25 protein-coding genes are annotated in these 24,264 nt (G+C 71.0%); 14 read left to right on the top strand and 11 right to left on the bottom strand.

Going from position 1 to position 24,264, the window contains the following annotated elements; all coding sequences use genetic code 11:
* Window positions 1-3: 3 nt before the first annotated feature.
* Window positions 4-1,842 (top strand): cytochrome c biogenesis protein ResB, encoded by a 1,839-nt coding sequence (locus ACFYW8_RS29505; RefSeq protein ID WP_389083180.1) that lies wholly within the window; start codon window positions 4-6, stop codon window positions 1,840-1,842.
* Window positions 1,839-2,960 carry a c-type cytochrome biogenesis protein CcsB gene (gene ccsB, locus ACFYW8_RS29500; protein WP_389083175.1) on the top strand — a complete coding sequence of 374 codons (1,122 nt, stop codon included), beginning with the start codon at window positions 1,839-1,841 and terminating at the stop codon, window positions 2,958-2,960. Before ACFYW8_RS29505 ends, ccsB begins: the two co-directional genes overlap by 4 nt.
* Window positions 2,961-2,999: 39 nt before the next feature.
* On the opposite strand, the gene ACFYW8_RS29495 is transcribed toward ccsB, so the two are convergent.
* The 5 genes from ACFYW8_RS29495 to ACFYW8_RS29475 form a co-directional block, all read right to left on the bottom strand.
* Complete coding sequence (locus ACFYW8_RS29495; protein ID WP_389083171.1) at window positions 3,000-4,109, bottom strand: hypothetical protein; 1,110 nt, start codon at window positions 4,107-4,109, stop codon at window positions 3,000-3,002.
* A gap of 142 nt (window positions 4,110-4,251) precedes the next feature.
* The gene (locus tag ACFYW8_RS29490; protein WP_389083405.1) at window positions 4,252-5,202 is read right to left on the bottom strand and encodes an isopenicillin N synthase family dioxygenase; all 951 of its coding nucleotides are present in this window, start codon (window positions 5,200-5,202) and stop codon (window positions 4,252-4,254) included.
* Between the two features lie 79 nt (window positions 5,203-5,281).
* Complete coding sequence (locus tag ACFYW8_RS29485) at window positions 5,282-5,740, bottom strand: nucleoside deaminase (protein ID WP_389083166.1); 459 nt, start codon at window positions 5,738-5,740, stop codon at window positions 5,282-5,284.
* A gap of 104 nt (window positions 5,741-5,844) precedes the next feature.
* Window positions 5,845-6,492, bottom strand: a complete 648-nt coding sequence (locus tag ACFYW8_RS29480) for a class I SAM-dependent DNA methyltransferase (protein ID WP_389083162.1) — start codon at window positions 6,490-6,492, stop codon at window positions 5,845-5,847.
* 31 nt (window positions 6,493-6,523) lie between these two features.
* Window positions 6,524-7,516, bottom strand: a complete 993-nt coding sequence (locus ACFYW8_RS29475; RefSeq protein WP_389083158.1) for a zinc-binding alcohol dehydrogenase family protein — start codon at window positions 7,514-7,516, stop codon at window positions 6,524-6,526.
* A 150-nt stretch (window positions 7,517-7,666) separates the two neighbouring features.
* Here ACFYW8_RS29475 and ACFYW8_RS29470 point away from each other — a divergent pair, with 150 nt between their 5' ends.
* A complete protein-coding gene (locus ACFYW8_RS29470) occupies window positions 7,667-8,002 on the top strand; it encodes an ArsR/SmtB family transcription factor (protein WP_389083154.1) in 336 nt (111 codons plus the stop codon).
* A gap of 79 nt (window positions 8,003-8,081) precedes the next feature.
* On the opposite strand, the gene ACFYW8_RS29465 is transcribed toward ACFYW8_RS29470, so the two are convergent.
* The gene (locus ACFYW8_RS29465) at window positions 8,082-9,539 is read right to left on the bottom strand and encodes an MFS transporter (protein ID WP_365878199.1); all 1,458 of its coding nucleotides are present in this window, start codon (window positions 9,537-9,539) and stop codon (window positions 8,082-8,084) included.
* 197 nt (window positions 9,540-9,736) lie between these two features.
* Here ACFYW8_RS29465 and ACFYW8_RS29460 point away from each other — a divergent pair, with 197 nt between their 5' ends.
* Window positions 9,737-10,381 carry a TetR/AcrR family transcriptional regulator gene (locus ACFYW8_RS29460; RefSeq protein ID WP_389083400.1) on the top strand — a complete coding sequence of 215 codons (645 nt, stop codon included), beginning with the start codon at window positions 9,737-9,739 and terminating at the stop codon, window positions 10,379-10,381.
* Window positions 10,382-10,481: 100 nt separating this feature from the next.
* Window positions 10,482-11,531 carry a DMT family transporter gene (locus tag ACFYW8_RS29455; protein ID WP_389083146.1) on the top strand — a complete coding sequence of 350 codons (1,050 nt, stop codon included), beginning with the start codon at window positions 10,482-10,484 and terminating at the stop codon, window positions 11,529-11,531.
* Here ACFYW8_RS29455 and ACFYW8_RS29450 read toward each other — a convergent pair.
* Together ACFYW8_RS29450 and ACFYW8_RS29445 are read right to left on the bottom strand one after the other, a co-directional pair.
* A complete protein-coding gene (locus ACFYW8_RS29450; RefSeq protein ID WP_389083142.1) occupies window positions 11,416-12,321 on the bottom strand; it encodes a LysR family transcriptional regulator in 906 nt (301 codons plus the stop codon). The two genes, ACFYW8_RS29455 and ACFYW8_RS29450, sit on opposite strands and share 116 nt — an antisense overlap.
* A gap of 10 nt (window positions 12,322-12,331) precedes the next feature.
* Entirely contained in the window at window positions 12,332-12,730 is a 399-nt protein-coding gene (locus ACFYW8_RS29445; protein WP_389083138.1) for a PLD nuclease N-terminal domain-containing protein, read from the bottom strand.
* A gap of 89 nt (window positions 12,731-12,819) precedes the next feature.
* Between ACFYW8_RS29445 and ACFYW8_RS29440 the strand changes: the two genes are divergently transcribed.
* The 8 genes from ACFYW8_RS29440 (at window position 12,820) to ACFYW8_RS29405 (ending at window position 19,468) form a co-directional block, all read left to right on the top strand.
* Complete coding sequence (locus tag ACFYW8_RS29440) at window positions 12,820-14,271, top strand: menaquinone biosynthesis decarboxylase (RefSeq protein ID WP_389083133.1); 1,452 nt, start codon at window positions 12,820-12,822, stop codon at window positions 14,269-14,271.
* Window positions 14,268-15,170, top strand: coding sequence for a menaquinone biosynthesis prenyltransferase MqnP (mqnP, locus tag ACFYW8_RS29435; RefSeq protein WP_365878189.1), 903 nt, complete (start codon window positions 14,268-14,270; stop codon window positions 15,168-15,170). Before ACFYW8_RS29440 ends, mqnP begins: the two co-directional genes overlap by 4 nt.
* A gap of 31 nt (window positions 15,171-15,201) precedes the next feature.
* On the top strand, window positions 15,202-15,891 hold the full coding sequence (locus tag ACFYW8_RS29430) for a UbiX family flavin prenyltransferase (RefSeq protein ID WP_389083125.1): 690 nt from the start codon (window positions 15,202-15,204) through the stop codon (window positions 15,889-15,891).
* Between the two features lie 143 nt (window positions 15,892-16,034).
* Window positions 16,035-16,490, top strand: coding sequence for an Lrp/AsnC family transcriptional regulator (locus ACFYW8_RS29425; RefSeq protein WP_266761447.1), 456 nt, complete (start codon window positions 16,035-16,037; stop codon window positions 16,488-16,490).
* A 94-nt stretch (window positions 16,491-16,584) separates the two neighbouring features.
* Entirely contained in the window at window positions 16,585-17,748 is a 1,164-nt protein-coding gene (mqnE, locus tag ACFYW8_RS29420) for an aminofutalosine synthase MqnE (protein WP_389083118.1), read from the top strand.
* A 1-nt stretch (window position 17,749) separates the two neighbouring features.
* Window positions 17,750-18,283 carry a GNAT family N-acetyltransferase gene (locus ACFYW8_RS29415; RefSeq protein WP_389083115.1) on the top strand — a complete coding sequence of 178 codons (534 nt, stop codon included), beginning with the start codon at window positions 17,750-17,752 and terminating at the stop codon, window positions 18,281-18,283.
* Between the two features lie 157 nt (window positions 18,284-18,440).
* Complete coding sequence (locus ACFYW8_RS29410; protein ID WP_389083109.1) at window positions 18,441-18,746, top strand: DUF4229 domain-containing protein; 306 nt, start codon at window positions 18,441-18,443, stop codon at window positions 18,744-18,746.
* A 47-nt stretch (window positions 18,747-18,793) separates the two neighbouring features.
* Entirely contained in the window at window positions 18,794-19,468 is a 675-nt protein-coding gene (locus ACFYW8_RS29405) for a TetR/AcrR family transcriptional regulator (RefSeq protein ID WP_389083106.1), read from the top strand.
* Window positions 19,469-19,680: 212 nt separating this feature from the next.
* On the opposite strand, the gene ACFYW8_RS29400 is transcribed toward ACFYW8_RS29405, so the two are convergent.
* Window positions 19,681-20,658 carry a MaoC family dehydratase gene (locus tag ACFYW8_RS29400; RefSeq protein ID WP_389083103.1) on the bottom strand — a complete coding sequence of 326 codons (978 nt, stop codon included), beginning with the start codon at window positions 20,656-20,658 and terminating at the stop codon, window positions 19,681-19,683.
* Window positions 20,659-21,200: 542 nt separating this feature from the next.
* On the opposite strand from ACFYW8_RS29400, the gene ACFYW8_RS29395 reads away from it, so the two are divergent.
* Entirely contained in the window at window positions 21,201-23,105 is a 1,905-nt protein-coding gene (locus ACFYW8_RS29395) for a long-chain fatty acid--CoA ligase (protein ID WP_365878177.1), read from the top strand.
* 100 nt (window positions 23,106-23,205) lie between these two features.
* Here ACFYW8_RS29395 and ACFYW8_RS29390 read toward each other — a convergent pair whose 3' ends face one another.
* Entirely contained in the window at window positions 23,206-23,529 is a 324-nt protein-coding gene (locus ACFYW8_RS29390) for an AzlD domain-containing protein (protein WP_365878175.1), read from the bottom strand.
* Window positions 23,526-24,242 carry an AzlC family ABC transporter permease gene (locus ACFYW8_RS29385; protein WP_365878173.1) on the bottom strand — a complete coding sequence of 239 codons (717 nt, stop codon included), beginning with the start codon at window positions 24,240-24,242 and terminating at the stop codon, window positions 23,526-23,528. Before ACFYW8_RS29385 ends, ACFYW8_RS29390 begins: the two co-directional genes overlap by 4 nt.
* Window positions 24,243-24,264 lie beyond the last annotated feature (22 nt).

The following is a 24,264-nucleotide window of genomic DNA, read 5'->3' as shown; positions in this document are numbered from 1 at the left end:
TCCATGAGCACGACCGACACCGGCAACACGTCCGAGTCCCCCGCGACGCCGGAGGACGACGGCGCGCCGGACCCGGCGAGCACCAAGCGGCACATCGGGGTGAGCGCCGACGGCGAACTCGGCGAGGCCGGGTCGCAGTTGTCCACCGCGCCCGTCGAGACGGCGGTGCCCGGCTCCTTCGGCGGCACCCGCAAGCCCGGCGCCGCGGGGTGGCTCGCCTGGACCGCCCGCGAGGTGACCGGCTGGGCCCGCTGGTTCTGGCGCCAGCTCACGTCGATGCGGGTCGCGCTGATCCTGCTCTTCCTGCTGTCGCTCGGCGCCATCCCCGGATCGCTGATCCCCCAGTCCGGGACCGACGCCCAGAAGGTGGCGGACTTCAAGGCCGCGCACAGCGTCCTCGGACCCGTCTACGACAAGCTCGGGCTGTTCCACGTGTACAGCTCGGTGTGGTTCTCCTCGATCTACATCCTGCTGTTCGTCTCGCTCATCGGCTGCATCGTGCCCCGCACCTGGCAGTTCGTCGGACAGCTTCGCGGCCGTCCGCCGGGTGCCCCCAAGCGGCTGACCCGGCTGCCCGCGTACGCGACCTGGCGCACCGCTGCCGAGCCCGAGCAGGTGCGCGAGATCGCGCTCGCGGTGCTCAAGCAGAAGCGGTTCCGGGCGCACATCGAGAAGGACGCCGTCGCCGCGGAGAAGGGCTATCTGCGCGAGACCGGCAACCTGCTCTTCCACATCGCGCTGATCGTGATGCTCGTCGCCTTCGCCTGGGGCCAGCTCTTCAAGTCCGAGGGCGACAAGCTGATCGTCGAGGGCGACGGCTTCTCCAACACACTGCTGTCCTACGACGACTTCAAGTCCGGCAACCTCTTCAGCACCGACGACCTGACGCCGTTCAGCTTCGACCTGAAGAACTTCACCGGCACCTACGAGCGGACCGGCCCCAACAAGGGCACACCCCGCACGTACCAGGCGGCCGTCACCTACAGCGTGGGCGCCTACGGCAAGGACGAGAAGACGCTCATCAAGGTCAACGAGCCGCTGGTGATCGGTGACACGAAGGTCTATCTCACCGCCCACGGCTACGCGCCCACCGTGACCGTCCGGGACGGCAGGGGCAAGGTCGTCTTCCACGACGCCGTGCCGCTGCTGCCGCTCGACTCCAACGTCACCTCGCAGGGCGCCGTCAAGGTCATGGACGGCTACAGGAACGCGCAGGGCAAGAGCGAACAGCTCGGCTTCTCCGCCTTCTTCGTGCCGACGTTCGCCGGGGCGGGCAAGGGCGACATGTTCTCCCAGTTCCCCGCGCTCGACTATCCCGTGCTCGCGCTGAGCGGCTTCCACGGCAGCCTCGGCGTCGACGCGGGCCTGCCGCAGAACGTCTACCAGCTCGACCCGGACCACATGAAGCAGTTCAAGGACGCCAAGGGCGCGATCGTCAAGGCGCGGCTGCGGCCGGGCGAGACGATGACGCTGCCGGACGGCGCCGGGTCGATCACCTTCGACAAGGACATCAAGGAGTGGGCGAACTTCCAGGTCACCCAGCAGCCCGGCAGTGACTGGGCGCTGGCCGGGGCGTTCACCGCGATCCTCGGACTCGCCGGGTCGCTGTTCATCCAGCGCCGCCGGGTCTGGGTGCGGGCGACCACCGGCCCCGACGGGGTCACCGTCGTGGAGATGGCCGGCCTCGGCCGCAGCGAGTCCGCGAAGCTTCCCGAGGAGCTCGGCGACCTGGCCGCGCTCGTGCACGAACAGGCTCCCACCAAGCCCGACGAAGACGCGGCACCCACCGACGCCGACGCCGAACCCCCCGTACCCGCCGCTGAAGGGTCCAAGAAGCAGTGACGCTCGCCACCGCACACGACCTGGGCGCCGTGACCGATCTGGCCACCGCGACCAACGAACACCTCGCCAACATCAGCAACACGCTGATCTACTCCGCGATGGCCGTCTACACCCTGGCCTTCTTCGCCTTCATCGCCGAGTGGCTCTTCGGCAGCCGCAGCAAGGTCGCCCGCACCGCCAACGCGCTCACCGCGAACGGCGCGAAGGCGGCCACGGCGGCCCCGGAGGTCACCGTGCAGAAGGCCGGCGGCACCGCCGTGCTGGAGCGGCCCAAGGTCGTCACCCGGTCCGCGGCGGGCGCGCGGGACGTGCCCGACGGGCCCGGCGCGCACGGCGGTGACGAGCAGGGGGACCTCTACGGGCGGATCGCCGTGTCCCTCACCGTGCTGGCCTGGGCCGTCGAGGCGGCCGGTGTGCTCGCCCGCGCGATGTCCGTGGGCCGTGCCCCGTGGGGCAACATGTACGAGTTCAACATCACCTTCTCCACCGTCGCCGTCGCGGTCTTCCTCGTCCTGCTCGCGCTGAAGAAGAACGTCCGCTGGCTCGGCCTCCCGCTGATCACCACGGTCCTCCTCGACCTCGGTCTCGCCGTCACGGTCCTGTACACCGCGAGCGACCAGCTGGTTCCCGCGCTGCACTCGTACTGGCTGTACATCCACGTCTCGACCGCGATCCTGTGCGGCGCCGTGTTCTACGTGGGCGCCGTCGGCACGGTGCTCTACCTCTTCAAGGACTCGTACGAGAACAAGCTGGTGAACGGCGGGCAGCCCGGCCGGTTCGCCACCTCCGTCATGGAGCGGCTGCCCGCCGCGGCCTCGCTCGACAAGTTCTCCTACCGCGTGAACGCCGCCGTCTTCCCGCTGTGGACGTTCACGATCATCGCGGGCGCGATCTGGGCGGGCGACGCCTGGGGCCGCTACTGGGGCTGGGACCCCAAGGAGACCTGGGCGTTCATCACCTGGGTCGCCTACGCCTGCCACCTGCACGCTCGGGCCACGGCCGGCTGGAAGGGCCGCAAGGCCGCCTACATCGCCCTGATCGCCTTCGGCTGCTGGCTGTTCAATTACTACGGCGTCAACATCTTCGTCGGCGGCAAGCACTCCTACGCGGGAGTCTGACCCGCCCGGACACGCCAAGGCCGGCCCCGGTGACCTCGGTCACCGGGGCCGGCCTTCGTCGACGCGCGGGGTGCCGCCGGCGGTCAGCGGCGGCAGTGAGAGGAGCAGCGCCCGTGAGGACGGCGAGGTGCCGGGCCGCCAGCCGGTCTCCCGGGCCGCCTCGGGCAGGGCGAGCCGCCCCGCGTTGCGCAGCGCCGGATGCGCGTAGCCCCGTAGCGCGGCGAAGAACACGGCCTGGTCCCCGATGCCGTCGGCGCGGTCGCGCAGGACCGGTTCCAGGAGTCCGAGGCCCGCGGGTTCCTGCACGTTGTCGATCAGCAGGACCGGGCGTCCGTGCCGGTGCGAGCGCTGCACCACCCCCGTGTAGGCGTCGTCGAGGTCGGCCAGCAGCGCCCGTACGAGATGGCGTTCGGCGTGCCTGCGGGAGGCGCCGCCCGCCGCGAAGTGCCGGGAGAGCAGGATCAGAGCGAGTTTGGGGCTGCCGTCCGCGTTCGGGTAGTCCCGGTACCAGGCGGCGGCCCTGCGCAGCCGGCGGTGGGCAGGGGAGACGCCCTCCGTGAACGCCTCCAGGGTCGCCTCGATGATCGGCTCGACCACCGGACCCGTCCCGTTCGTCGACGCGACGAGCTTGGAGATCACCTTGCCCACCCAGCGCCCCGCGAACCCCGGCAGCCAGGAGTCGGCCTCGTTGAGCAGCAGGATCCGCTCCGCCTCCAGGCGGATGTGTGGTGCCTCGCGGTCGCCCCAGCCGCCTGCCGCCACGGCCAGCAGCCCGGACGACAGCCGCGGGAAGGCGATCCTGCCGGCGCCCCTGACCGGTTCGGCGAGCTGCTCCGCGGCCGCGGTGAGCGCCTGCCCGACCGGCGACCAGGACCGCGCCGGACGTTCCGGGGGCGGCGCGGTGAACTGGCGTTCCTCGCCGTCGATCAGGGCGATGGGGGTGTGCCCGTGATAGGCGTCGCGCAGGGCGCGGAGCAGAGTGGTCTTGCCCTGCCCCCGGCCGCCCGCGAAGACCACGAAGGGCGGCTCCGCGGGGTGTTCGTACGGTGTGGCGCCGAGCTGGTACGGACGCAGGCCGACCAGTCGTGACGCGAGTCCGGGCGGTTCGGTGTCGAACAGCGAATCCCGACTGTGCAGCTCTGTGCGCACCCGCATCTCCCCCTGGTCCGCGGTCCGGTCCGAAGTACTGCTGTGAGGTGTATCAACAACAGGTGAGGAGGGAGCAGTCGGTTCGGGATAGGCCACTGGGCGCCCGCTCGACGCCTGTTTGCTTACAGAAATGTTCCGCCGTTCAACCGACAGTGATCGAGTCGAGCTTCTGGCGCAGGTAGACATGGGAGTCGACGGGTTCGTACGCGACGCGGCCCACCGGGGCGGGCACCGACTCGACCCGGGTGCCCGGTGTGCACTCGCCGAAGTACACCAGCGAGATCAGCTCCTCGGCGGGCGCGTCGGCCGGCGGCGGGAGCACCCGGTGGCGTCCCGAACGCCACCGGTCGCCGGTCCAACGGGCCATGAGATCACCGATGTTGATCGTCAACGCCGCCGGGTCGAAGGGCGCGTCCAGCCAGCCGTCCTCGTCCGTGAACACCTGGAGCCCGCCCTTGCCGGCCTGCCGGTCGAGGATGGTGACGGTGCCGAAGTCGGTGTGCGGTCCGATGCGGAACTGGCCCGGCCGGGGTTCGCCGACGACCTCCGTGCCCGGATACCAGTTGATGTTGAAGCCGTACGTCGGGTGGTTCATGTGCCGGGTGAAGAAGTCCGGTTCGAGGCCGAGCGCCTCGCCGAGCAGCTCCAGCAGGTGGGTCTCCAGCTCGTCCATCGCCGTCAGGTACTCCTCGCAGAGCGCGCGCAGCTCCGGGGCCTCGGCCGGCCAGACGTTGGGCGCGTACCACTCCGCGTTGGTCTCCGGGTCCTCGAACGGCTCGCTCGTCGCGAACGTCAGCGACTCCTTGAGGTCCGGCGGGGTCTCGGTGCCCTCCGCGTAGCCGTTGGCCTCGGCGCCCGGCCCGAGCCAGCCGCGGCCGCCGACCCGGGCGGCGTACGGCTGTTTCGTCCCGGCGGGCAGCGCGAAGAAGACGCGGGCGGCGTCCCTCAGACGGCGGCGCAGTCCCGGGTCCACGCCGTGGCCGGTGACGAGCAGGAATCCGGCGGTCCGGAGGGCGTCGTCGACGGTGCGGGCGAGGGCGGCGCGGGCGTCGGGGTCCCCGGAGAGCCAGGGGCGGAGGTCGATGGTGGGGATGCGGGACGCGGCCGGATCCCCGGGGCCGGCCGGGTTCGGGTGGCCTGTGCGTTTCTCGGGGTTCGCGTCCGTCCTCGGGTCACTCACCGATGTCCTCGTTCCACAGAGCCGGGTTGGTCTTGATGAAGTCGCGCATCAGCGCCGTGCACTCGGGATCGTCGAGCAGGACGATCTCCACGCCGTGCTCGGCGAGCCATTCGTGTCCGCCGTGGAAGGTGGCCGCCTCGCCGACGACCACCCGGGAGATGCCGAACTGCCGGACCAGGCCGCTGCAGTACCAGCACGGCGACAGGGTGGTCACCATGGTCGTACCGCGGTACGACCGCTGCCGTCCCGCGGCGCGGAAGGCTGCCGTCTCGCCGTGCGCCGAGGGGTCGCCGTCCTGCACGCGGCGGTTGTGGCCGCGGCCGAGAAGGGTGCCGTCCGCGCCGTACAGGGCCGCCCCGATGGGGATACCGCCCTCGGTGAGCCCGGCGCGGGCCTCCTCCAAGGCGGTGGCGAGCCACGCGCGGGCCTGTGCCCGGTCGATGTGCTTCATGTGCCCACTTTCCCGCGGGATTCCAGTCTCCTGCGGCCGGAACGCGAGGGTGACGCGGGGAAGCACCCTTCTGCCGCACAGGGTTCGCCTCTGGGCGGCGCGGGTCAGCCGCTCTCCGGCTGCCTGCGGGCCAGGATGAAGGCCTGCGGGGTCTTCTCCGGGGCCTCGGCCTCGCGGACCAGGCGGGCGATCTCGAACAGGCCTGCGTTCCGGAGGAGTTCGGCGACCCGCTCGGGCGGGAAGCGGTGGACGTCGAGGTCGACGTCATGGCCGTACGCGTGCTCCAGGCGAACGTGTTCGGCGCCGACCTTGAAGGCGATGAGCAGATGGCCGCCGGGGGCGAGGACGCGGTGGAACTCGGCGAACATCACGGGCAGTTCGTCGATCGGCGTGTGCACGGTGGAGTACCAGACGAGGGCCCCGGCGAGGGAGCCGTCGGCGAGGTCGAGGTCCGTCATCGTGCCCACCGAGAAGCGGAGATGCGGATACTCCCCGCGGGCCACCGCGACCATCCCGGGCGACAGGTCGATCCCGAACGCGTCGAGTCCGAGCTTGTCCAGATGGATCGTCACCCGTCCCGGCCCGCACCCGAGGTCCGCCACGGCCCCGCCCCCGCCGGCCCGCACCCGCTCGGCGAACGCCGCCAGCATCGCCATGTCCAGCGGTCTGCCCAACTCGTCCTTGAGCAGCTCGGCGTAGTCGGCGGCGACGGTGTCGTAGGAGGCGCGGGTTGCGTGGAGGCGAGTCGTCATGGCGGGGGATGCTAGACCGGGAGTACGACACTCACGGGCGTGAGCGATCCGAACTCGCCACCCGCAGAAGCAACTTGCCCGTGCTCGTCCGCGAACCCATCAGCGCGTGCGCCTCCCCGGCCGCCTCCAGGCCGAACTCCGCCGTCACCGGCAGGGTCACGGTGCCGTCGGCCACCGCCTCGAACGCTCGCGAGGCGATGTCGCGGAGGGCGGCCGGTGCCGTCCCGGCCAGGCCGAGGATCGAGAACCCGGCGACCGACAGGCCGGTGGGGTAGAGCTCCGGCCGGCCCACCGTCCAGGGCTCCGCCGAGCTCGCGTTGCCGAAGGAGACCAGGCGGCCGAAGGGGGCGAGCGAGGCGAGGCTGCCGTGGAGGGTCTCGCCGCCCACGGGGTCCAGGGCCAGGTCCACCCCGCGGCCGGCGGTCGCGGCGCGGACCTCGTCCCCGAAGGAGCCCACGAACACCTCGTCGTAGCCGTGGGCGAGGGCGTACCCGGCCTTCGGCGCGCTCGACACGACGCCGTACACCGCGCCCGCCCCGGCCGCCTTCGCGAGCTGGCCAAGGACCGTGCCCACGCCGCCCGCCGCACCCTGGACGAGCACCGTCTCGCCGGGCTGGAGCCGGCCCACGGTGTGCAGGAGGGCGTACGCCGTGGGCAGGACGGTGGGGAGGGTGGCGCCGGTACGCAGGCCGACACCGGCGGGCAGCGGGAAGACCGTGACGGCGTCGGCCACGGTGACCTCCGCGTACGCCCCGCCCTCGGTCAGCGCCGCGACCTCCTGGCCGACCCGCAGTCCCGTGACGTCCGGACCCACGGCCCGGATCCGGCCCGAGACCTCGAGGCCGGGCACGAACGGGAGGCCGGGTACGCGGTAGCCCTCCGACCTCGCCTTGAGGTCGGCGAAGTTGACGCCCGCGTAGACCACGTCGATGCTCACCTGCCCCGGGCCCGGATCGGGGACCTTCGCCTCGGTGACCCGCAGGACCTCGGGACCGCCGTACTCCTGGAATTCGACCGTACGCATGGCTCACTCCTGGCTGGTGCTCGGCTGGACAGCCGACGGTCCGCGCGGGCCGTCACCACACAGACTGTTCAATGAAAAGCGAACACTCGGAAGTGTATGGTTTTCATCGAACACTCCGCAAGCGGATCAGGGAAACCCAGGGAGGCCGACGTGGCCGAGCGCACCAGTCATCGGGCGGCTCCCGAGCACACCCACCCTGACCAGGTCCCGGTCCCGGCCGCCCTCGCCGCCCTCGCCGATCCCGTGCGGATCCAGCTCGTCAGGGAGCTGGCGGAGTCCGCGGAGTGGAGCCGCAGCTGCGGCAGTTTCGACGTGCCCGTCGGCAAGGCGGCGCTCAGCCATCACTTCGCCGTACTGCGCGGCGCCGGGCTCGTCGAGCAGCGCGACGAGGGCCCCAAGCGGGTCAACCGGCTGCGCCGGCCGGAGTTCGACGCCCGCTTCCCCGGTCTCCTCGCCCTCGTCCTGCGCGAGGAAGGGCCCCGCTGAGAGGAACCGCCCCGCTGAGCGGTCTCGGCGGCGGTCCCGGCCGTGCGCGGTGGTACGCGACACCCCCGGCCCGGACGTCTCAGGCGGGCTCTTCGGTGACGTGGGAGTCGGTGAGCGTGAGTGCGCCGCCGGCCGCGATCAGGCCGACGACGACCGCCAGCACGGCGTACGTGATCCGCTCGGCGTGGAAGAACGACGCCACCAGGGCGTCGCTCCAGGTGCCCGCCGGCAGCCGGGTGGTGACCAGCGCGGCGATGAGGGTGCCGACCACGGCGGTGCCGACGCTGCTTCCGACCTCCTGGGCGGTGTCGTTGAGCGCCGCGCCGATCGACGTGCGGTTGCCCGGCATCGCGTCGACGAGCGCGATGGCGCAGATCGTCATGACGGTGCGCAGTCCGACGGTCATCACGACCATGCAGACCGCGATGGCGCCGTAGCCGCGGTCGACACCCCAGGACAGGCCGGCCAGTGAGCCGGCCAGGCAGGCCGCGCCGACCAGGCAGGCGACGCGGTGGCCGAACCTTCCCGCGAGCCACTCGGAGAGGGGGGTTGCGACGATCATGGTCACGATGAGCGGAAGGTTCGCCAGGCCGGCCCGTACGGGGCTCCATCCGTAGGCGTACTGGAAGTGGAGGATCAGCCCGAACATCACGGCGGCCATCGCGATGGCCGTGCCGATCTGCGCGATGGCGGCACCGCGGACGGTGCCGTCGGAGAAGAGGCGGAGGTCCAGCATCGGCGACGCGCTGCGGCGCTCGTGCCACACGAACGCGATCCCCGCGACGATGGCGCCGAGGACCGACGCGAGTGTGGTCGTGGAGAGCCAGCCGTGCTCGACGCCGCTGGTCAGCGAGTAGCAGGCGAGGCCGATCGTGGTGACGCTCAGGCCGGCGCCCGGCAGATCGAGCTTGTCCTGGGTCAGGTCCTGCGGCCGGTCGGCCGGGACGCCGAGACGGACGCCGATGGCCGCGATCAGCGCGATCGGGGCGTTGACGACCAGGAGCCACTGCCACTGGAAGTGGGCCAGGGCGGTGCCGCCCAGCAGCGGGCCGAGGACGAAGCCGGACATGCCGACGACGATCATCAGGGTCATCGCGCGCATCCGCAGCGCCTTGTCGTCGAACAGCCGGAAGACCAGCGAGTTGGTGATGGGGGCCATCGCTGCCGCGGCGATGCCGAGGCCGGCCCGCAAGGTGATGAGCTGCCCCGCGGTGGTGACCGCGACGACGGCCAGGCTCAGCAGGCCGAACACCGCCAGGCCGGCCAGCAGCACACGCCGGCGCCCGAGCCGGTCGGCCATCGATCCCGCTGTCAGGAGCAGGCCGCCGAACGTCAGCGAGTACCCGCCGGTGACCCACTGCAGCGCGGTGGTGCTGCTGTCGAGGTCCCGGCCGATCGTGGGCAGCGCGATCGAGAGCAGTGTGTTGTCGACCATCTCGACGAAGAAGGCCAGGCAGAGCGCGGCCAGGGGAATCCACGCCGCGCGCAGGGACGGATAGGTGCGCGACGCGGCGGGCGCTATGGCGGTCGTGGTCATGGCGGGCCTCCTCTCGGAACGCCGTCGACTGTCGAACGATGTTCGACAATGGAACGGCGTTCGGGAATGGAACGATGTTCGACAATAGAACGAGGTTCGATAATTGTGCAAGCTGTGATTGGATGGGTGCCATGACAGGCCCGCGAACACGACCCGCCGACCGTCCTTCCCGGGGACGGCAACGGGCCTCGCACTCCATCGAGGCCGTTCTCACCGCGGCCGTGGCCCTGCTCGACGAGGCGGGCGAGCCGGCGCTGACCCTCCGCGCCCTCGCGACCCGGCTCGGCACCGGCGTCGGCAGCATCTACTGGTACGTCTCGGGCAAGGACGACCTGCTCGACCGCGCCATCGACCACGTGCTCGGCGGGGTGCTGACCGCCGTCGAAGGGCAGACCGGCAGCGACGACCCGATCGACGACCTGCGCGTGATGGCCGTCACGCTGTTCGACGCGATCGTGGACCGGCCGTGGCTGGGTGCGCACTTCATGCGCCGCACCGACGTCCAGGGCAACTCGTTGCGGCTTTTCGAGAAGCTGGGGCAGCAGACCCTTCGACTCGGCCTCACGCCGCTGCAGCGGTTCCACGCCGTGTCGGCGATCGTGGGCGTCGTGGTCGGCAACGCTGACATGGGGCAGGAGCCGCCCCAGGAGGTGCTCGACGGCTTCGTGGACCGCGACGGGTTCCTCGGTCGCTACACCGAGACGTGGCGTGCGCTCGACGCCGAGGAGTTCCCCTTCGTGCACGACATCGTCGACGAGTTCGACGGGCACGACGACAAGGAACAGTTCCTCGCCGGGCTGGACCTGACTCTGGCGGGCCTCCGCCTCCAGGCCGGAGTCTGACGCCGCCCGCCGGTACCCATCGGCGGTGCCGATGGGGGCATCGGCAGGACGCCCCAGTGGGCCGTGGCCCGCACGTGGTCCCCGCTCCTACCTTCGGGACATGACCTCCACCACCGCAGTCGTGAACGCCGAGAACAAGGGCGCCGTCCAGCTCACCGCCGCGATGATGCTCTCCGGCACCCTCGGCGTCTTCGTCGTCGAGTCCGGCGCCTCGCCTTTCGACGTCGTCTTCTTCCGCGTCCTGTTCGGGGCGCTCGCCCTCGGCGGCTACGCGCTGGCCCGGGGATACTTCCGGGGCCACGGCTTCACCCCGCGCACGCTCGGACTCGCCGCGCTCGGCGGGGTGTTCATCGTCTTCAACTGGGTCCTGCTCTTCCAGTCGTACGAGAACACCTCGATCTCCGTCGCCACCGTCGTCTACCACACGCAGCCGTTCTACGTGGTGCTTCTGGGCGCCCTGCTCTTCCGTGAGCGGCTCACGGCCGCCAAGGCCGGGTGGATCGCGCTGGCCTTCGCCGGGCTGGTCCTCGTCTCGGGCGTCTCCCCGGCCGACTTCACGAACGGCGGCTCGTATCTCACCGGCGTCGGACAGGCCCTCCTCGCCGCGCTCCTCTACGGGCTGTCAACCCTGGTCACCAAGCGCATCACCGGCGTCCGGCCGCACCTCATCGCACTCGTCCAGGTCCTCGTCGGCATCCCGCTGCTGCTTCCCTTCGCCGACTTCGGCGCGATGCGCGGGACCGGCGCGGACTGGGGCTGGCTGGTCGGTCTCGGAGTGGTCCACACGGGGCTGATGTACGTCCTGATGTACGCCGCGTACGCCAAGCTCCCGACCGCGAAGATCGCCGTGCTCGCCTTCACCTACCCGGCCGTCGCGATGGTCATGGACTGGGCGGTGTACGGCCATCACATCGACCTCGTCCAGGCCCTCGGCGTCCCGCTGATCGTGACGGCCAGCCTGAAGGTGACGCTTCCCGGGAACGCCGAGAGCGCCAGGAGCATCATGGCCCGCCGGATCGCCCAGGCCGCTTCGGTCACCCCTGCGGGACGGACTCCTCGGACACCAGTTGCCGGGCCCGCTCCACGAACAGCCGCGCATGGGACGGGAGCCGCTTCCCGGCTCGCCAGGCCAGTTGCGTCCAAAGCGTGAACGGCGGTTCCCAGTCCAGCCGTACGAGCTCGCCCCGCTCCAGTTCAGCGGCGACCGTCACCTCGGGCAGCAACGCGATCCCGAGGCCGGCCGCCGCTGCCCGTTTGGTCGCCTCGATCGTGCCGAACTCCAAGAAGTCCACGGAGGAGCCGTCCGGGACGCAGGAGTTGAGCTCCCGTTCGAACAAGTCCCGGTAGGCGCAGCCGGGTTCCGTGGCGAGCAGCGAGCAGCCTGCGAGAGCGGCCGTGTCCGGCGCCGTGCCGACGAGCGGACCGCCGGGTGCGACGACCAGCGCCAGTGGCTCCACCGAGAGCACCGCGATCTCCAGACCCGCGTGCTCGGTCTCCGCCTCCATCAGGAAACCGACGTCGTACGTGCCCTGGCGCAGCGCCTGACGGGTCTCGTCGCCGATGGTCGTGCGCAGCGACAGCCGCACCCGGGGGTGGCGGTGGTGGAAGAACTCCAGGAGCGGCAGCAGCCGGTACGACGTGAGGGACTCCATCGTGCCGACGGTGAGCGTGCCTGAGGGTTCCTCGGCGCCGACGACGGCGGCCCGCGCCTCCTCGGTCAGTTCGATGATCTGCCGGGCGTAGGGCAGCAGCCGTTCGCCCGCCTCGGTCAGCCGGATCCTGCCGCCCAGCCGGTCGAAGAGTTCGGTACCGAGGGAGGTCTCCAGCGCGCGGACCTGACTGGTCACACTGGACTGCGCGTACGCCAGCTCGGCCGCGGCCCGCGTGAAGCTCAGGACGGTCGCGACCTTCTCGAAGGTCACCAGCAGGCGCAGTTCCATGGCGGTACTCTCACGACTCCTCGTCGGACCTGCTCTGCTCCTCGCGCCGCTTCAGTTCCTCCTCGCGGCGCCGCAGGTCGGCCTCCCAGTCCTTCAGGAGGGCCTCGTCCTTGCGGTTCTCCGCCTTGAGGGAGTTGAGGAACTCGGGGTTGTCGTCGGGAGCGACGAACTCCGTGCGGTGGTTGCGGTGCCACTCGGAGGGCGTGGAGCCACCCGCCGGACCCCCGCGGTTGCGGCCCGCGACGAGCCAGGCGACCGGACCGACCAGCACTTCGCCGAAGAGCAGGATGATGATGACCCAGACCACCTTGGGCAGGCCCCTGACCTCCTCCTCCGGCGTGTTCAGGCAGTCGACGAAGGCATAGATCCACAGCGCCAGGACCAGCAGAAAGGGCAGATACCTGAGCATGGCCGAACGATCCCCCAGTGAACGGTGGCGGGGCGGCACAGGCCCCCCGGTGACGGGCACAGGGTAGCGGGTGGCCGATACTTGGACACATGGCTTACGACGATCTTCGCTCCCTGCTCAGGGCGCTGGAGCGCGAGGGCGACCTCAAGCGCATCAAGGCCGAGGTGGATCCGTACCTGGAGGTCGGGGAGATCGTCGACCGGGTGCAGAAGGCGGGCGGCCCCGCGCTGCTCTTCGAGAACGTGCGCGGGTCGGCGATGCCGCTCGCGATGAACGTCTTCGGCACCGACCGGCGACTGCTGAAGGCCCTCGGCCTGAAGTCGTACGCCGAGATCTCCGAGAAGATCGGCGGACTGCTCCGGCCGGAGCTGCCGCACGGCTTCGTCGGGGTGCGCGAGGCCTTCGGGAAGCTCGGCGCGATGGCGCACGTGCCGCCGAAGAAGGTCAAGGACGCGCCGGTGCAGGAGGTCGTGCTGCGGGGCGACGACGTCGACCTCGACGCCCTGCCCGCGCTGTTCACCTGGCCCGAGGACGGTGGCTCCTTCTTCAACCTCGGGCTCACCCACACCAAGGACCCCGAGTCCGGTATCCGCAACCTCGGCCTCTACCGGCTCCAGCGCCACGACAAGCGCACCATCGGCATGCACTGGCAGATCCACAAGGACAGCCGCAACCACTACCAGGTCGCCGCCCGCAGGGGTGAGCGGCTGCCCGTCGCGATCGCCTTCGGGTGTCCGCCCGCCGTGACGTACGCCTCCACCGCCCCGCTGCCCGGTGACATCGACGAATACCTCTTCGCCGGGTTCCTCCAGGGCAAGCGGATCGAGATGGTCGACTGCAAGACCGTGCCGCTCCAGGTGCCCGCGAACGCCGAGGTCGTCCTCGAAGGCTGGCTGGAGCCGGGCGAGATGCTGCCCGAGGGGCCGTTCGGCGACCACACCGGGTTCTACACCCCGCAGGAGCCGTTCCCGGCGCTGACCATCGACTGCGTGACGATGCGCAAGCGGCCCCTGCTCCAGTCCATCGTGGTGGGCCGGCCCCCCACGGAGGACGGACCGCTCGGCCGGGCGACGGAGCGGTTCTTCCTGCCCCTGCTGAAGATCATCGTGCCGGACATCGTGGACTACCACCTGCCGGAGGCGGGCGGTTTCCACAACTGCGCGATCGTCGCGATCGACAAGAAGTACCCCAAGCACGCCCAGAAGGTGATGCACGCCGTCTGGGGCGCCCACATGATGTCCCTGACGAAGCTCATCGTGGTCGTCGACGCGGACTGCGACGTACACGATCTGCACGAGGTCGCCTGGCGCGCGCTCGGCAACACGGACTACGGGCGTGACCTCACCGTCGTCGAAGGCCCGGTCGACCACCTCGACCACGCCTCCTACCAGCAGTTCTGGGGCGGCAAGGCGGGCATCGACGCGACGAGGAAGTGGCCCGAGGAGGGCTACACCCGGGACGGCGGCTGGCCCGAGATGGTGCTGTCCGACCCGCAGACGGCGGCGATGGTCGACCGCCGTTGGAAGGAGTACGGGCTGTGAGTTCAGCTTCCGCGGCGCTTCCGCAGCCGGGCCGCACCAAGGCGTTCCTGCGCCTCGTCATGATCGAGCACTCGGTGTTCGCGCTCCCCTTCGCCTACATCGCCGCGCTGACGGCGATGTTCGAGGCCGACAAGAACATCCACTGGGGAAAGCTGCTCCTCGTCACCGTCGCGATGGTCGGTCTGCGCACCTTCGCCATGGCGGCGAACCGGATCATCGACCGCGAGATCGACGCCCGCAACCCCCGTACGGCCCATCGCGAACTGGTCACCGGCGCGATGAGCGTGAAGCACGCCTGGACCGGCGCGCTGGTCGCCCTGGTCGTGTTCCTCGCCGCAGCCGCCCTGCTCAACCCGCTGTGCCTGGCGCTGGCGCCCATCGCGGTCATCCCGATGGTCGTCTACCCGTACGGCAAGCGGTTCACGAACTTCCCGCAGGCCATCCTGGGTCTCGCCCAGGCGATGGGTCCGATCGGCGCCTGGATCGCCGTCACCGGCACCTGGTCCTGGGACGCCGTCGTCCTCGGTCTCGCGGTCGGCGTGTGGATCGGCGGCTTCGACCTGATCTACGCCTGCCAGGACGTCGAGACCGACCGGGAGATCGGTGTGATGTCGGTTCCGGCGCGCTTCGGCATCCCCGCGGCGATCTGGGGCGCGCGGGCCTGCCACGCGGTGACGACGGCGCTCTTCGTCTGGTACGGGGTGGCCACCGGCGCGGGCGCGTTCTTCTGGTTCGGCCTGGTGATCGTCTCTGGCGCGTTCCTGTACGAGCACTCCATCGTGAAGCCGCACGACCTGACCCGGCTGAACCGGGCGTTCTTCCAGGTCAACGGCTTCATCGGCATCGCGCTGTTCGTGTGCGCCCTGCTCGACCTGCTGGTGCGCGGGCTCACGGTCTGAACATGGGCGGTGGCCGGATAGGCTCGACATCATGAAGCCAGGACAGACGCAGCGCCGGCCTTGGATCGTGGGGGTGTCCGGCGCGTCCGGTACGCCGTACGCGGCCGCGGTGCTGCGTTCGCTGCTGGAAGCGGGGGAGAGCGTCGACCTGGTCGTCAGCAGGGCCTCACGGCTCACGCTGCTCGACGAGACCGGCCTTCCGTTCCGCGACGCCCACTGGCAGGGCGACCTGCGCGAGTGGCTGGCGCGGGGCGCCGACGGCAAGCCCGGCACCTTCGACGCCTTCGAGGAGCATCTCGACGGCGTACGGCACTGGAGCGCGGGCGACCTGGCGGCGGGGCCCTCGTCGGGCTCGTACCCGGCCAAGGGCATGCTGATCGTGCCCGCGTCCACCGCCTGCGTGGCCGGAGTCGCCCTCGGCCTCTCCAAGGATCTGCTGCAACGGGCCGCGAGCGTCACCCTCAAGGAGGGGCGGAGACTGGTCGTCTCCGTACGGGAGACCCCGTTGAACGGGCAGACGCTGCGGCACCTGGTCTCCCTGGACGACGCGGGCGCGACCGTGCTGCCCGCCTCGCCGGCGTTCTACGCGGGAGCCACGCACATCCAGGACCTGGTCGACTTCGTCGCCGGGCGGGTCCTCGACGCGGCGGATGTGGAACACGACCTGTACCGCCGGTGGAAGGGCGAACTCGGGAGTGGTTCCCGGGGCGACACCACCTGAGGGACGCGCACGAAGCACCGGGCATCACCAGCCGGTTCAGGGCCTTTCAGACCTTTTCGGAACGTTCGGACCTCGCAAGACCTCGTAAGACCTCGCAACACCTCAAGACTTCTCAGCCCTTTTCAGTGGAAGGCTTCGATCGCATGGACGCGGTGGACAGGCAGCTCATCCAGGCCCTCAGGGAGAACGGCCGGGCCTCCTACGCGGAGCTGGGGCGCCTCGTCGGTCTGTCGGGACCCAGTGTCACCGACCGCATCAACCGGCTGGAGGCGGCCGGTGTCATCACCGGGTACCGCGCGACGGTCGACTCGGCCTCGCTCGGTCTCGGCGTCACCGCCCTGATCGGCATCTCGCTCTCCGACGCCGCCGACCACGAGGACGTGGCCCGGCGGCTGCGTGACCTCAGCGAGATCGAGGACTGCTGGTTCATCGCGGGCGACGACTCGTTCATGCTCAAGGTGCGGTCGAGCGACGTCGACGGACTGGAGAAGACCATCCGGCGTCTGTCGGGGACCAAGGGCGTCTCCCGTACCCGTACGACGATCGTGCTCTCCACGAAGTGGGAGAACCGGGTCGGGGAGCTGCCCGAGGAGGAGTAGGGAACACCCCGGCGCGAAGGCCCTGATGGGGGCCCTCTGCCGGAAAAGCGGGGGAGTACGGTTGGCAGGGTTCGTCACAGGGAGAGGTAATCGCATGGATGTCGGGCTCAAGCGCGAGCTGGAGGACAAGGTCCGGGCCGGTGAGCGGCTCAGCCGCGAGGACGGCATCGCGCTGTACGAGTCGGACGACCTGGCGTGGCTCGGCGGGCTCGCGCACGAGGTGCGCACGCGGAAGAACGGCGACGTCGTCCACTTCAACGTCAACCGTCACCTCAACATGACGAACGTGTGCACCGCGTCCTGCGCGTACTGCTCGTTCCAGCGCAAGCCGGGCGAGAAGGACGCGTACACGATGCGCATCGAGGAGGCCGTACGCCTCGCCAAGTCGATGGAGGGCGAGAACCTCACCGAGCTGCACATCGTCAACGGCCTGCACCCGAACCTGCCGTGGCGCTACTACCCGCGCTCCCTCAGCGAGCTGAAGAAGGCCCTCCCGGAGGTCTCGCTCAAGGCGTTCACGGCCACCGAGATCCATCACTTCGAGACCATCTCGGGACTGTCGGCCTCGGAGATCCTCGACGAGCTGATCGAGGCCGGCCTGGAGTCGCTGACCGGCGGCGGCGCGGAGATCTTCGACTGGGAGGTCCGGCAGCACATCGTCGACCACCGCACCCACTGGGAGGACTGGTCGCGCATCCACCGCCTCGCGCACGAGAAGGGTCTCAAGACCCCGTGCACGATGCTGTACGGGCACATCGAGGAGCCCCGCCACCGCGTCGACCACGTGCTGCGGCTGCGTGAACTCCAGGACGAGACCGGCGGCTTCCAGGTCTTCATCCCGCTGCGCTACCAGCACGACTTCGTGGACATGAAGGACGGCAAGGTCAGGAACCGCCTCCAGGCGCGGACCCAGATGGCGACCGGCGCCGAGGCCCTGAAGACCTTCGCGGTCTCCCGGCTGCTCTTCGACAACGTCCCGCACGTCAAGGTCTTCTGGGTCATGCACGGCGTCCAGACCGCCCAGCTCGCGCTCCAGCACGGCGCCGACGACATGGACGGCTCGGTCGTCGAGTACAAGATCACGCACGACGCCGACAACTACGGCACCCCGAACAAGCTGACCCGCGACGACCTCCTCGACCTGATCCGGGACGCCGGTTTCCGCCCCGTCGAGCGCAACACGCGGTACGAGATCATCCGCGAGTACGACGGACCGGACCCGGCGCGACGCGAGTCGCCGCAGCCGATGCGGGTCTGACGTGGGGCTGGTCTTCGAACTGGACCCGGCGGTCACCCCTGCCCTGCGGGACGGGGTGGTCGCCCTCTGGGTGGACGTCTCGAACGCGGGCGGCTCCGTCGGCTTCGTGCCGCCGGTGACCGCCGGGGACGTCCGCCCCGAACTCGTGAAGCACTTCGCCGCCATGGCGGAGGGCCGCACCCGGCTCCTGGTCGGCCGGGACGAGGAGGGTGGCGTGGCCGCGACCGCCTTCCTCACGTACAACACCCACCGGCTGATGCGGCACTGGGTCTGGCTGTACACCGTGATGGTGCACCCGCGGCACCAGGGCAAGGGGTACGGCCGGGACCTGCTCGGCGCCGTCGAGGACGCCGCGGGTGGGCTCGACGGCATCGACGCCGTCCGGCTGACCTGCCGGGGCGGCGAGGGTCTTGAGCGCTTCTACACCTCCTGCGGCTACAAGGAGGTCGGGCGGGTGCCCGGCGCGATCCGCGTGGCGCCCGGTGACGAACGGGACGACATCACGATGCTGCTGCCCCTCGCACTCCGCGACTGAGCTTCCCCTGTACTTCCCCGTACTCCCCTGTACTGCGCTGTGCCCCGCCGCACTCCCCTGTACTCCGCGACCGAGGCCCCCCTGCAAGATCGCCCTCTTGGCGTGCTTCACTGGACGGAGTTCTTTGGGAGCGTTCGGAACGGAAGAGTGGATTGAGATGTTCCGCTACACACTGATGCGCCTCGGTATCTTCGTGGGCTGCCTCGTGGTCGTCTGGGGCCTCGTCTACTCGGGCATCGCCCCGCGCGGCCTCGGCGACTCCAACTACATGTGGGTCGTCCTGCTGGCACTGGTGATCTCCGCGCCGATCAGCTTCGTCGTCCTGCGCGGCGAGCGCGACCGCGCCTCGGCCCAGGTCGTGGCCCGCGTGGACCGAGCCAAGGCCAACCTGGAGCGCAACCGCAGCCAGGAGGACGCCGTCCTGGACGAGGCCGCCCAAGGCGCCCCGAACCAGACTCCCTGACACTCCTGCGCGTCCGGCCGGGCGGCGGCCGATCGTAGGCTTGGCGCATGGGTGCTGTGAAGAACAAGCGGATGCCGCGCGCGGTACGCGAACAGCAGATGCTGGACGCGGCCGTACGGACCTTCGGGCAGCGTGGGTACCGGGCCGCGTCGATGGACGAGATCGCCGAACTGGCGGGCGTGTCCAAGCCGTTGGTGTACCTGTACCTGAACTCGAAGGAAGACCTGTTCACCGCGTGCATCCGGCGTGAGGCCGAGGCACTCACCGCCGCCGTCCGTGCCGGCGTCCGCCCCGGGCTGCCCGCCGACCGCCAACTCTGGGAAGGGCTGCGGGCGTTCTTCACCCACACCGCGGAGAACCCGGACGGCTGGGCGGTGCTGCACCTCCAGGCCCGTACCCACGGTGAGCCCTTCGCCGCCGAGGTCTTCGCGATGCGTGAGGGACTGGTCCAGTTCGTCACGCAGTTGATCGTCGTCGCCGCGCGGGAGGCGCACCGTGACCCGTCGCTGCCCGCGCGGGAGGTCGCCGGGCTCGCGGAGGCACTGGTCGGCGCCGCCGAGTCGCTGGCCGCGTGGGCCAACGCCACCCCGGGCGTCTCGGCCCGACAGGCCGCCGCCACCTTGATGAACTTCGCCTGGGCGGGACTCGGCACCCTCATGCAGGGCCGCCCGTGGTCCCCGCCGGCCACCGGGATCCCGCCCCAGTCCGCCGCGGAGGTCTGACACAACGGGTCTGACACACCCGGTCCGACACACCCGGTCCGACACACCCCTTGCGACCTACCCGGTCCGACAGCGAGGGCGTGCCCGGGGAGCGATCCGCCCGGATCCGCCCGGTGACCGACGCGCGCCGCATCCGTCGGGTGCCGGAATCGGCGAGTACGGCGACACATCTGAGGGGCTCGGTTCGCGAGCCCCTCCTCGGTTCACTCGCGTCACGCGCCGAGCGGCCGTACGTCGCCGGTCAGATGGACCCGTTCGCCCGACCGGAGCTCGAACGACGCGCCCCGCGCGGCGTACGTCACCGTCCCGGGCAGCAGCACCGGCGCCCTGAACTCGGCCCGCACTCCCACCGCTTGCCGCGGCCCGTACTCGGCCAGGCAGCGGGCGACGCTCCACATGCCGTGCGCGATGGCACGCGGGAAGCCGAAGAGGCGGGCGGTGAGGGGGTGCAGATGGATGGGATTGCGGTCCCCGGAGACGGCACCGTAGCGGCGGCCGACGTCCTGGGCGAGGCACCACTCGGCGACGACGGGCAGCGGCTTCGGTCCCTCGGGTGAGGCGAACGGAGGGATGCCCCGAGGAGGTTCCGGCGGGGCGCCTTGCGAGGGGCCCCGCGGAGCGCGGCGCGGGGTCTCGGGCGGGGCCCCTCGCGCGGCGTTGCGCGCGGTCCGGTCCTGGTCCCGGGGTCGGTGCCGGGCGAGGTAGGTGCTCCTCGACTCCCAGACGAGGCTGCCGTGGGCGCGCGCCTCGGTCAGCACGGTCGCCTCCGTGCCCCGTCGGTGGGGCGCCAACTTCTCGACCATGACGCCGAGTTCGTACTCCTCGGTCGCGGCGGACTCCTGGTGCCGGGTGATCTCGATCGACGTGTGCACCAGCCCGAGCAGCGGCAGCGGGAACGCGCGTCCCGCCATGATCCGCATGGCCAGCGGAAAGGCGAGCACATGGGGATACGTGACCGGCAGGGCGTCCGCGCCGGTCGCGTACCCGCACACCCGCTCGTACGCGGCGAGATGGGCGAGGTCGACCCGCACGCCGGAGAGGACGAGCCGGGTGGCGGGGACGGGCGCGTCCGGCCGGGGGCGCTTGAGGGGGGAGAGCAGGGCGCCGCGGGCCAGCAGCGGAACGAGGGAGGGGGGAGCGGCGAGGGTACGGGTCCGGGGCTCGGGGCGGACGGGAGGCTGAGTGCGCATCGAGGTCTCCAGGCGGGTGGGGAAGGTGCGGCTCTCGGCGGTGGGAAGGTGCGGCTCGCGGCGGGTGGAACGGTGTGGCTCGCGGCGAGGGATTGCCCGGCGCTCGGCGCGGACGTTAATTTACTCCGAAGTAAGTTACCCAGGGTAAGGCTACGTCAGGGTGAGGGGTGGGTCGAGGCGGGTCACGGCCATCTCCCGGAAGCGGGCCCCGGTGAGGGGGGTGTGGTGCCGCGGACGTTCCGGCGCCGGGTGCTCGGCTTCGAGCTTGTCGCGAGTTAGGCGTCGGAGTCGTCGGGGGCCGCGGGTGCCGGGTCGGCCGGGGAGCGAGGAGGTCACAGCTACCCCGGGTAACCCGCACCTTGCCTGCCGCAAAGCGCCACAAACCCCACACTTCGGCGCCGTAGGATCCCGGTCTCACCGGGTTGCCGAGCCCCCTTAAGTCCCCATTCCCCACGGCCGTATGAGGATTCGCGCCCCGCGCTCCTCCGAGCCCGTACACGCCTCGCACCCGCCCCGGCACCCGGCCGACAAGGAGCCGCCCCGTGTCCAGCCCGTACTCCCCCGACTCCGTCCCCCCTCTCCCTGAGCCCGAGATCAGGCGGCTGGACGGTGTCGTGCGCGAGGTCGCGGTGCCGCCGATCGTGGGCCAGGTGACACACGGCTCCCTCGCGGACATCCCGTTCGACAACGCGGCCGCCGCCCCGCTGGAGCCGGTCCTCAGCCGGAAGACCCCGGACGGCGACGGCTGGACGGACGTGACCGCCGCCGAGTTCGCCGACCAGGTCCTGGCGGTGGCCAAGGGGCTGATCGCGGAGGGCCTCGTGCCGGGCGACCGGATCGCCATCATGGCCCGGACGACATACGAGTGGACCCTCCTCGACTTCGCCGCCTGGGCCGCGGGCCTGGTCACCGTGCCCGTCTACCCGACCTCCTCCGTCTTCCAGACCCGCTGGATCCTCCAGGACTCGGGAGCCGTCGCACTCGCCGTGGAGACCGTGGCGCAGGCCGCGACGCTCGGCCCCGAGCGAGAGCACATCCCCGATCTGCGGCACATGTGGGTCTTCGAGAAGGGCCATGTGGAGCGCCTCGCGGAACTCGGCCGCGAGGTCCCGGACCAGGAAGTGGCCGTACGACGCGGGGTGCTGGGCCCGGACACGCTCGCCACCCTCATCTACACCTCGGGCACCACAGGCCGCCCCAAGGGCTGTGTCCTGACGCACGGCAACTTCTTCACCGAGGTCGACAACGCCGTGGAACTGCTCTACCCGATCTTCAAGGCCCGCACCCAGGAGCCCGCCTCCACCCTTCTGTTCCTCCCCCTCTCACACGTCTTCGGCCGCATGGTGGCCGTCGCCTGTCTGCGCGCCCGGGTGAAACTCGGCCACGCCCCGAGCCTGCAGACGGACGAACTCCTCGCGGACCTGGCCTCGTTCAGGCCGACCTTCCTGCTCGCCATCCCGTACGTCCTGGAGAAGGTCTTCAACACCGGCCGTGCCACGGCCGAACGGATGGGCCGCGGTTCGTCCTTCGACCGGGCGGCGCGCATCGCCCAGAAGTACGGCGAGGCCATCGAGGCCAAGCAGCACGGCACCGGTCCCGGTCCGGGCCGCGGCCTGCGCGCGGCCCGTGCCCTCTACGACCCCCTGGTCTACCGGCGCATCCGCAACGCCCTCGGCGGCAGGGTCCGGCACGCCATCTGCGGCGGCTCACCGCTCGGCCGCCGGCTCGCAGCCTTCTACGCGGGAGCCGGAATCGAGATCTTCGAGGGGTACGGGCTCACGGAGACCACGGCCGCCGCGACCGTCACGCCCCCGCAGAAGCCGCGCCTCGGCACGGTGGGCCGGCCACTGCCCGGCACCCGGGTGCGGATCGCCGCCGACGGAGAGGTGCTGGTGTGCGGCGGTCAGGTCTTCCGCGGCTACTGGGACCCGCACGCGGGCGGGGTCGTCGACGCGGCGCCCGACGGCTGGTTCGCGACCGGCGACATCGGCGAACTGGACTCCGGCGGCTACCTCGCCATCACGGGCCGCAAGAAGGAGATCCTGATCACCGCGGGCGGCAAGAACGTCGCCCCGGCGCCCCTGCAGGACTGGCTCCGCTCCCATCCGCTGATCGCCCAGTGCATGGTCCTGGGCGACCGGCGCCCCTTCGTCTCCGCCCTCTTCACCCTCGACCCCGAGGGCATCACCCACTGGCGCCGGATGAACGGCAGGCACCCGGTTCCCGCCGAACTCGTCATGGACGACCCCGAGTTGCTGGCCATCCTGCAGCGCGCCGTCGACGAGGCCAACAAACTCGTCTCGCGCCCCGAATCCATCCGCCGCTTCACCGTCCTGCCCGTCGACCTCACGGAGGAGTCCGGTCATCTGACGCCGTCGATGAAGCTGAGGCGCGCGGCGATCGAGAGGGACTTCAGCAGGGAGATAGAGGCCCTGTACGCGACGTAGGCGGAACAGACGGCGCCCCGCGCCTCTCCCCCCTTGGCCCTCCTCTCCTCTTCCTCTCCTCTTCCTCCTGCGTGCCGGCCGGGCCGAGCCCGTTCCTGTCCTAGCCGACCCCGGCCATGCGCAGGGCCGCCGTCGTGGCCGCGGCTCCCAGCACGACCAGCGCGAACGGGGCCCGTCGCCAGGCCAGTGCCGCGCCCGCCAGCACCCCGGCGGGCCGGGCCCATCCCGCGAATCCCCGGGCCTCGGTGAGCGCGCCGGTGGCGAGCAGCGCGACAAGGAGGACCACCGCTCCCGCGGACAGCAGCCTCCGCACCCGGGCGGAGAGTTCGACCCGTCCGTGCAGCAGCGGCCCGGTCAGCCGGAAGACGTACGTCCCGACGGCGAGGGCGAGGACGGCGGCAAGGGACGGTGCCGTGCCGCTCATGCCGTCCTCCCGCCCAGGAGCAGCAGTCCGGTGAGGGCCATCAGCACGGGCACCCCCACCGGGACGAAGGGCGTCAGGGCCAGTGCCGCGGCGGCTCCCCCGAGCGCGGCGCGCCGTACACCGGTGTCCCCGCGCAGTGCGGGCAGGACCAGTGCCACGAGCACCGCGGGAAACGCGGCGTCGAGTCCGTAGCGTCCGGTGTCGCCCAGCGCGCTCCCGGCGAGGGCGCCGAGCAGGACGCACAGGTTCCAGGACACGTAGAGGCCGAGCCCCGAGATCCAGAAGGCGGTTCGGCGGCGGGCGGGGTCCGGCTGGGCGAGAGTGAAGGCGACCGTCTCGTCGGTCACGAGGTGGGCGCCGATCCAGCGGGTCACGCGGCCTCGGCCGATGACGTCGGCGACCGCGAGACTGTAGGCCGCCGTGCGGGTGTTGAGCAGCAGTCCGGTGGCCGCCGCGGCGAACGGTCCGCCCCCGGCGAGAAGTATCCCGACGGCGCTGAACTGGGCGGAGCCCGCGTACACCAGCAGCGACATCACCACCGGCAGCCAGATCGGGAGCCCGCCCGCGACGGCGATGGCCCCGAAGGAGACACCGACGACCCCGCCGGCGAGACAGACCAGGGCCACGTCCCGCAGCAGGCGCGTGTCATACGTCAGGCGTGGTGTCCGGAGCGGTGGTGTCCGGAGCGGCGGTGTTCGGAGTGGCGAACGCATGTTTTCTACAATGAACAGTAAG

Origin of the sequence: Streptomyces sp. NPDC002742 (assembly GCF_042888885.1) — a bacterium.
Lineage (GTDB): Bacteria > Actinomycetota > Actinomycetes > Streptomycetales > Streptomycetaceae > Streptomyces.
Note: the sequence above shows the minus strand (reverse complement) of the source record. Positions and strands in the feature narration are given on the sequence as shown.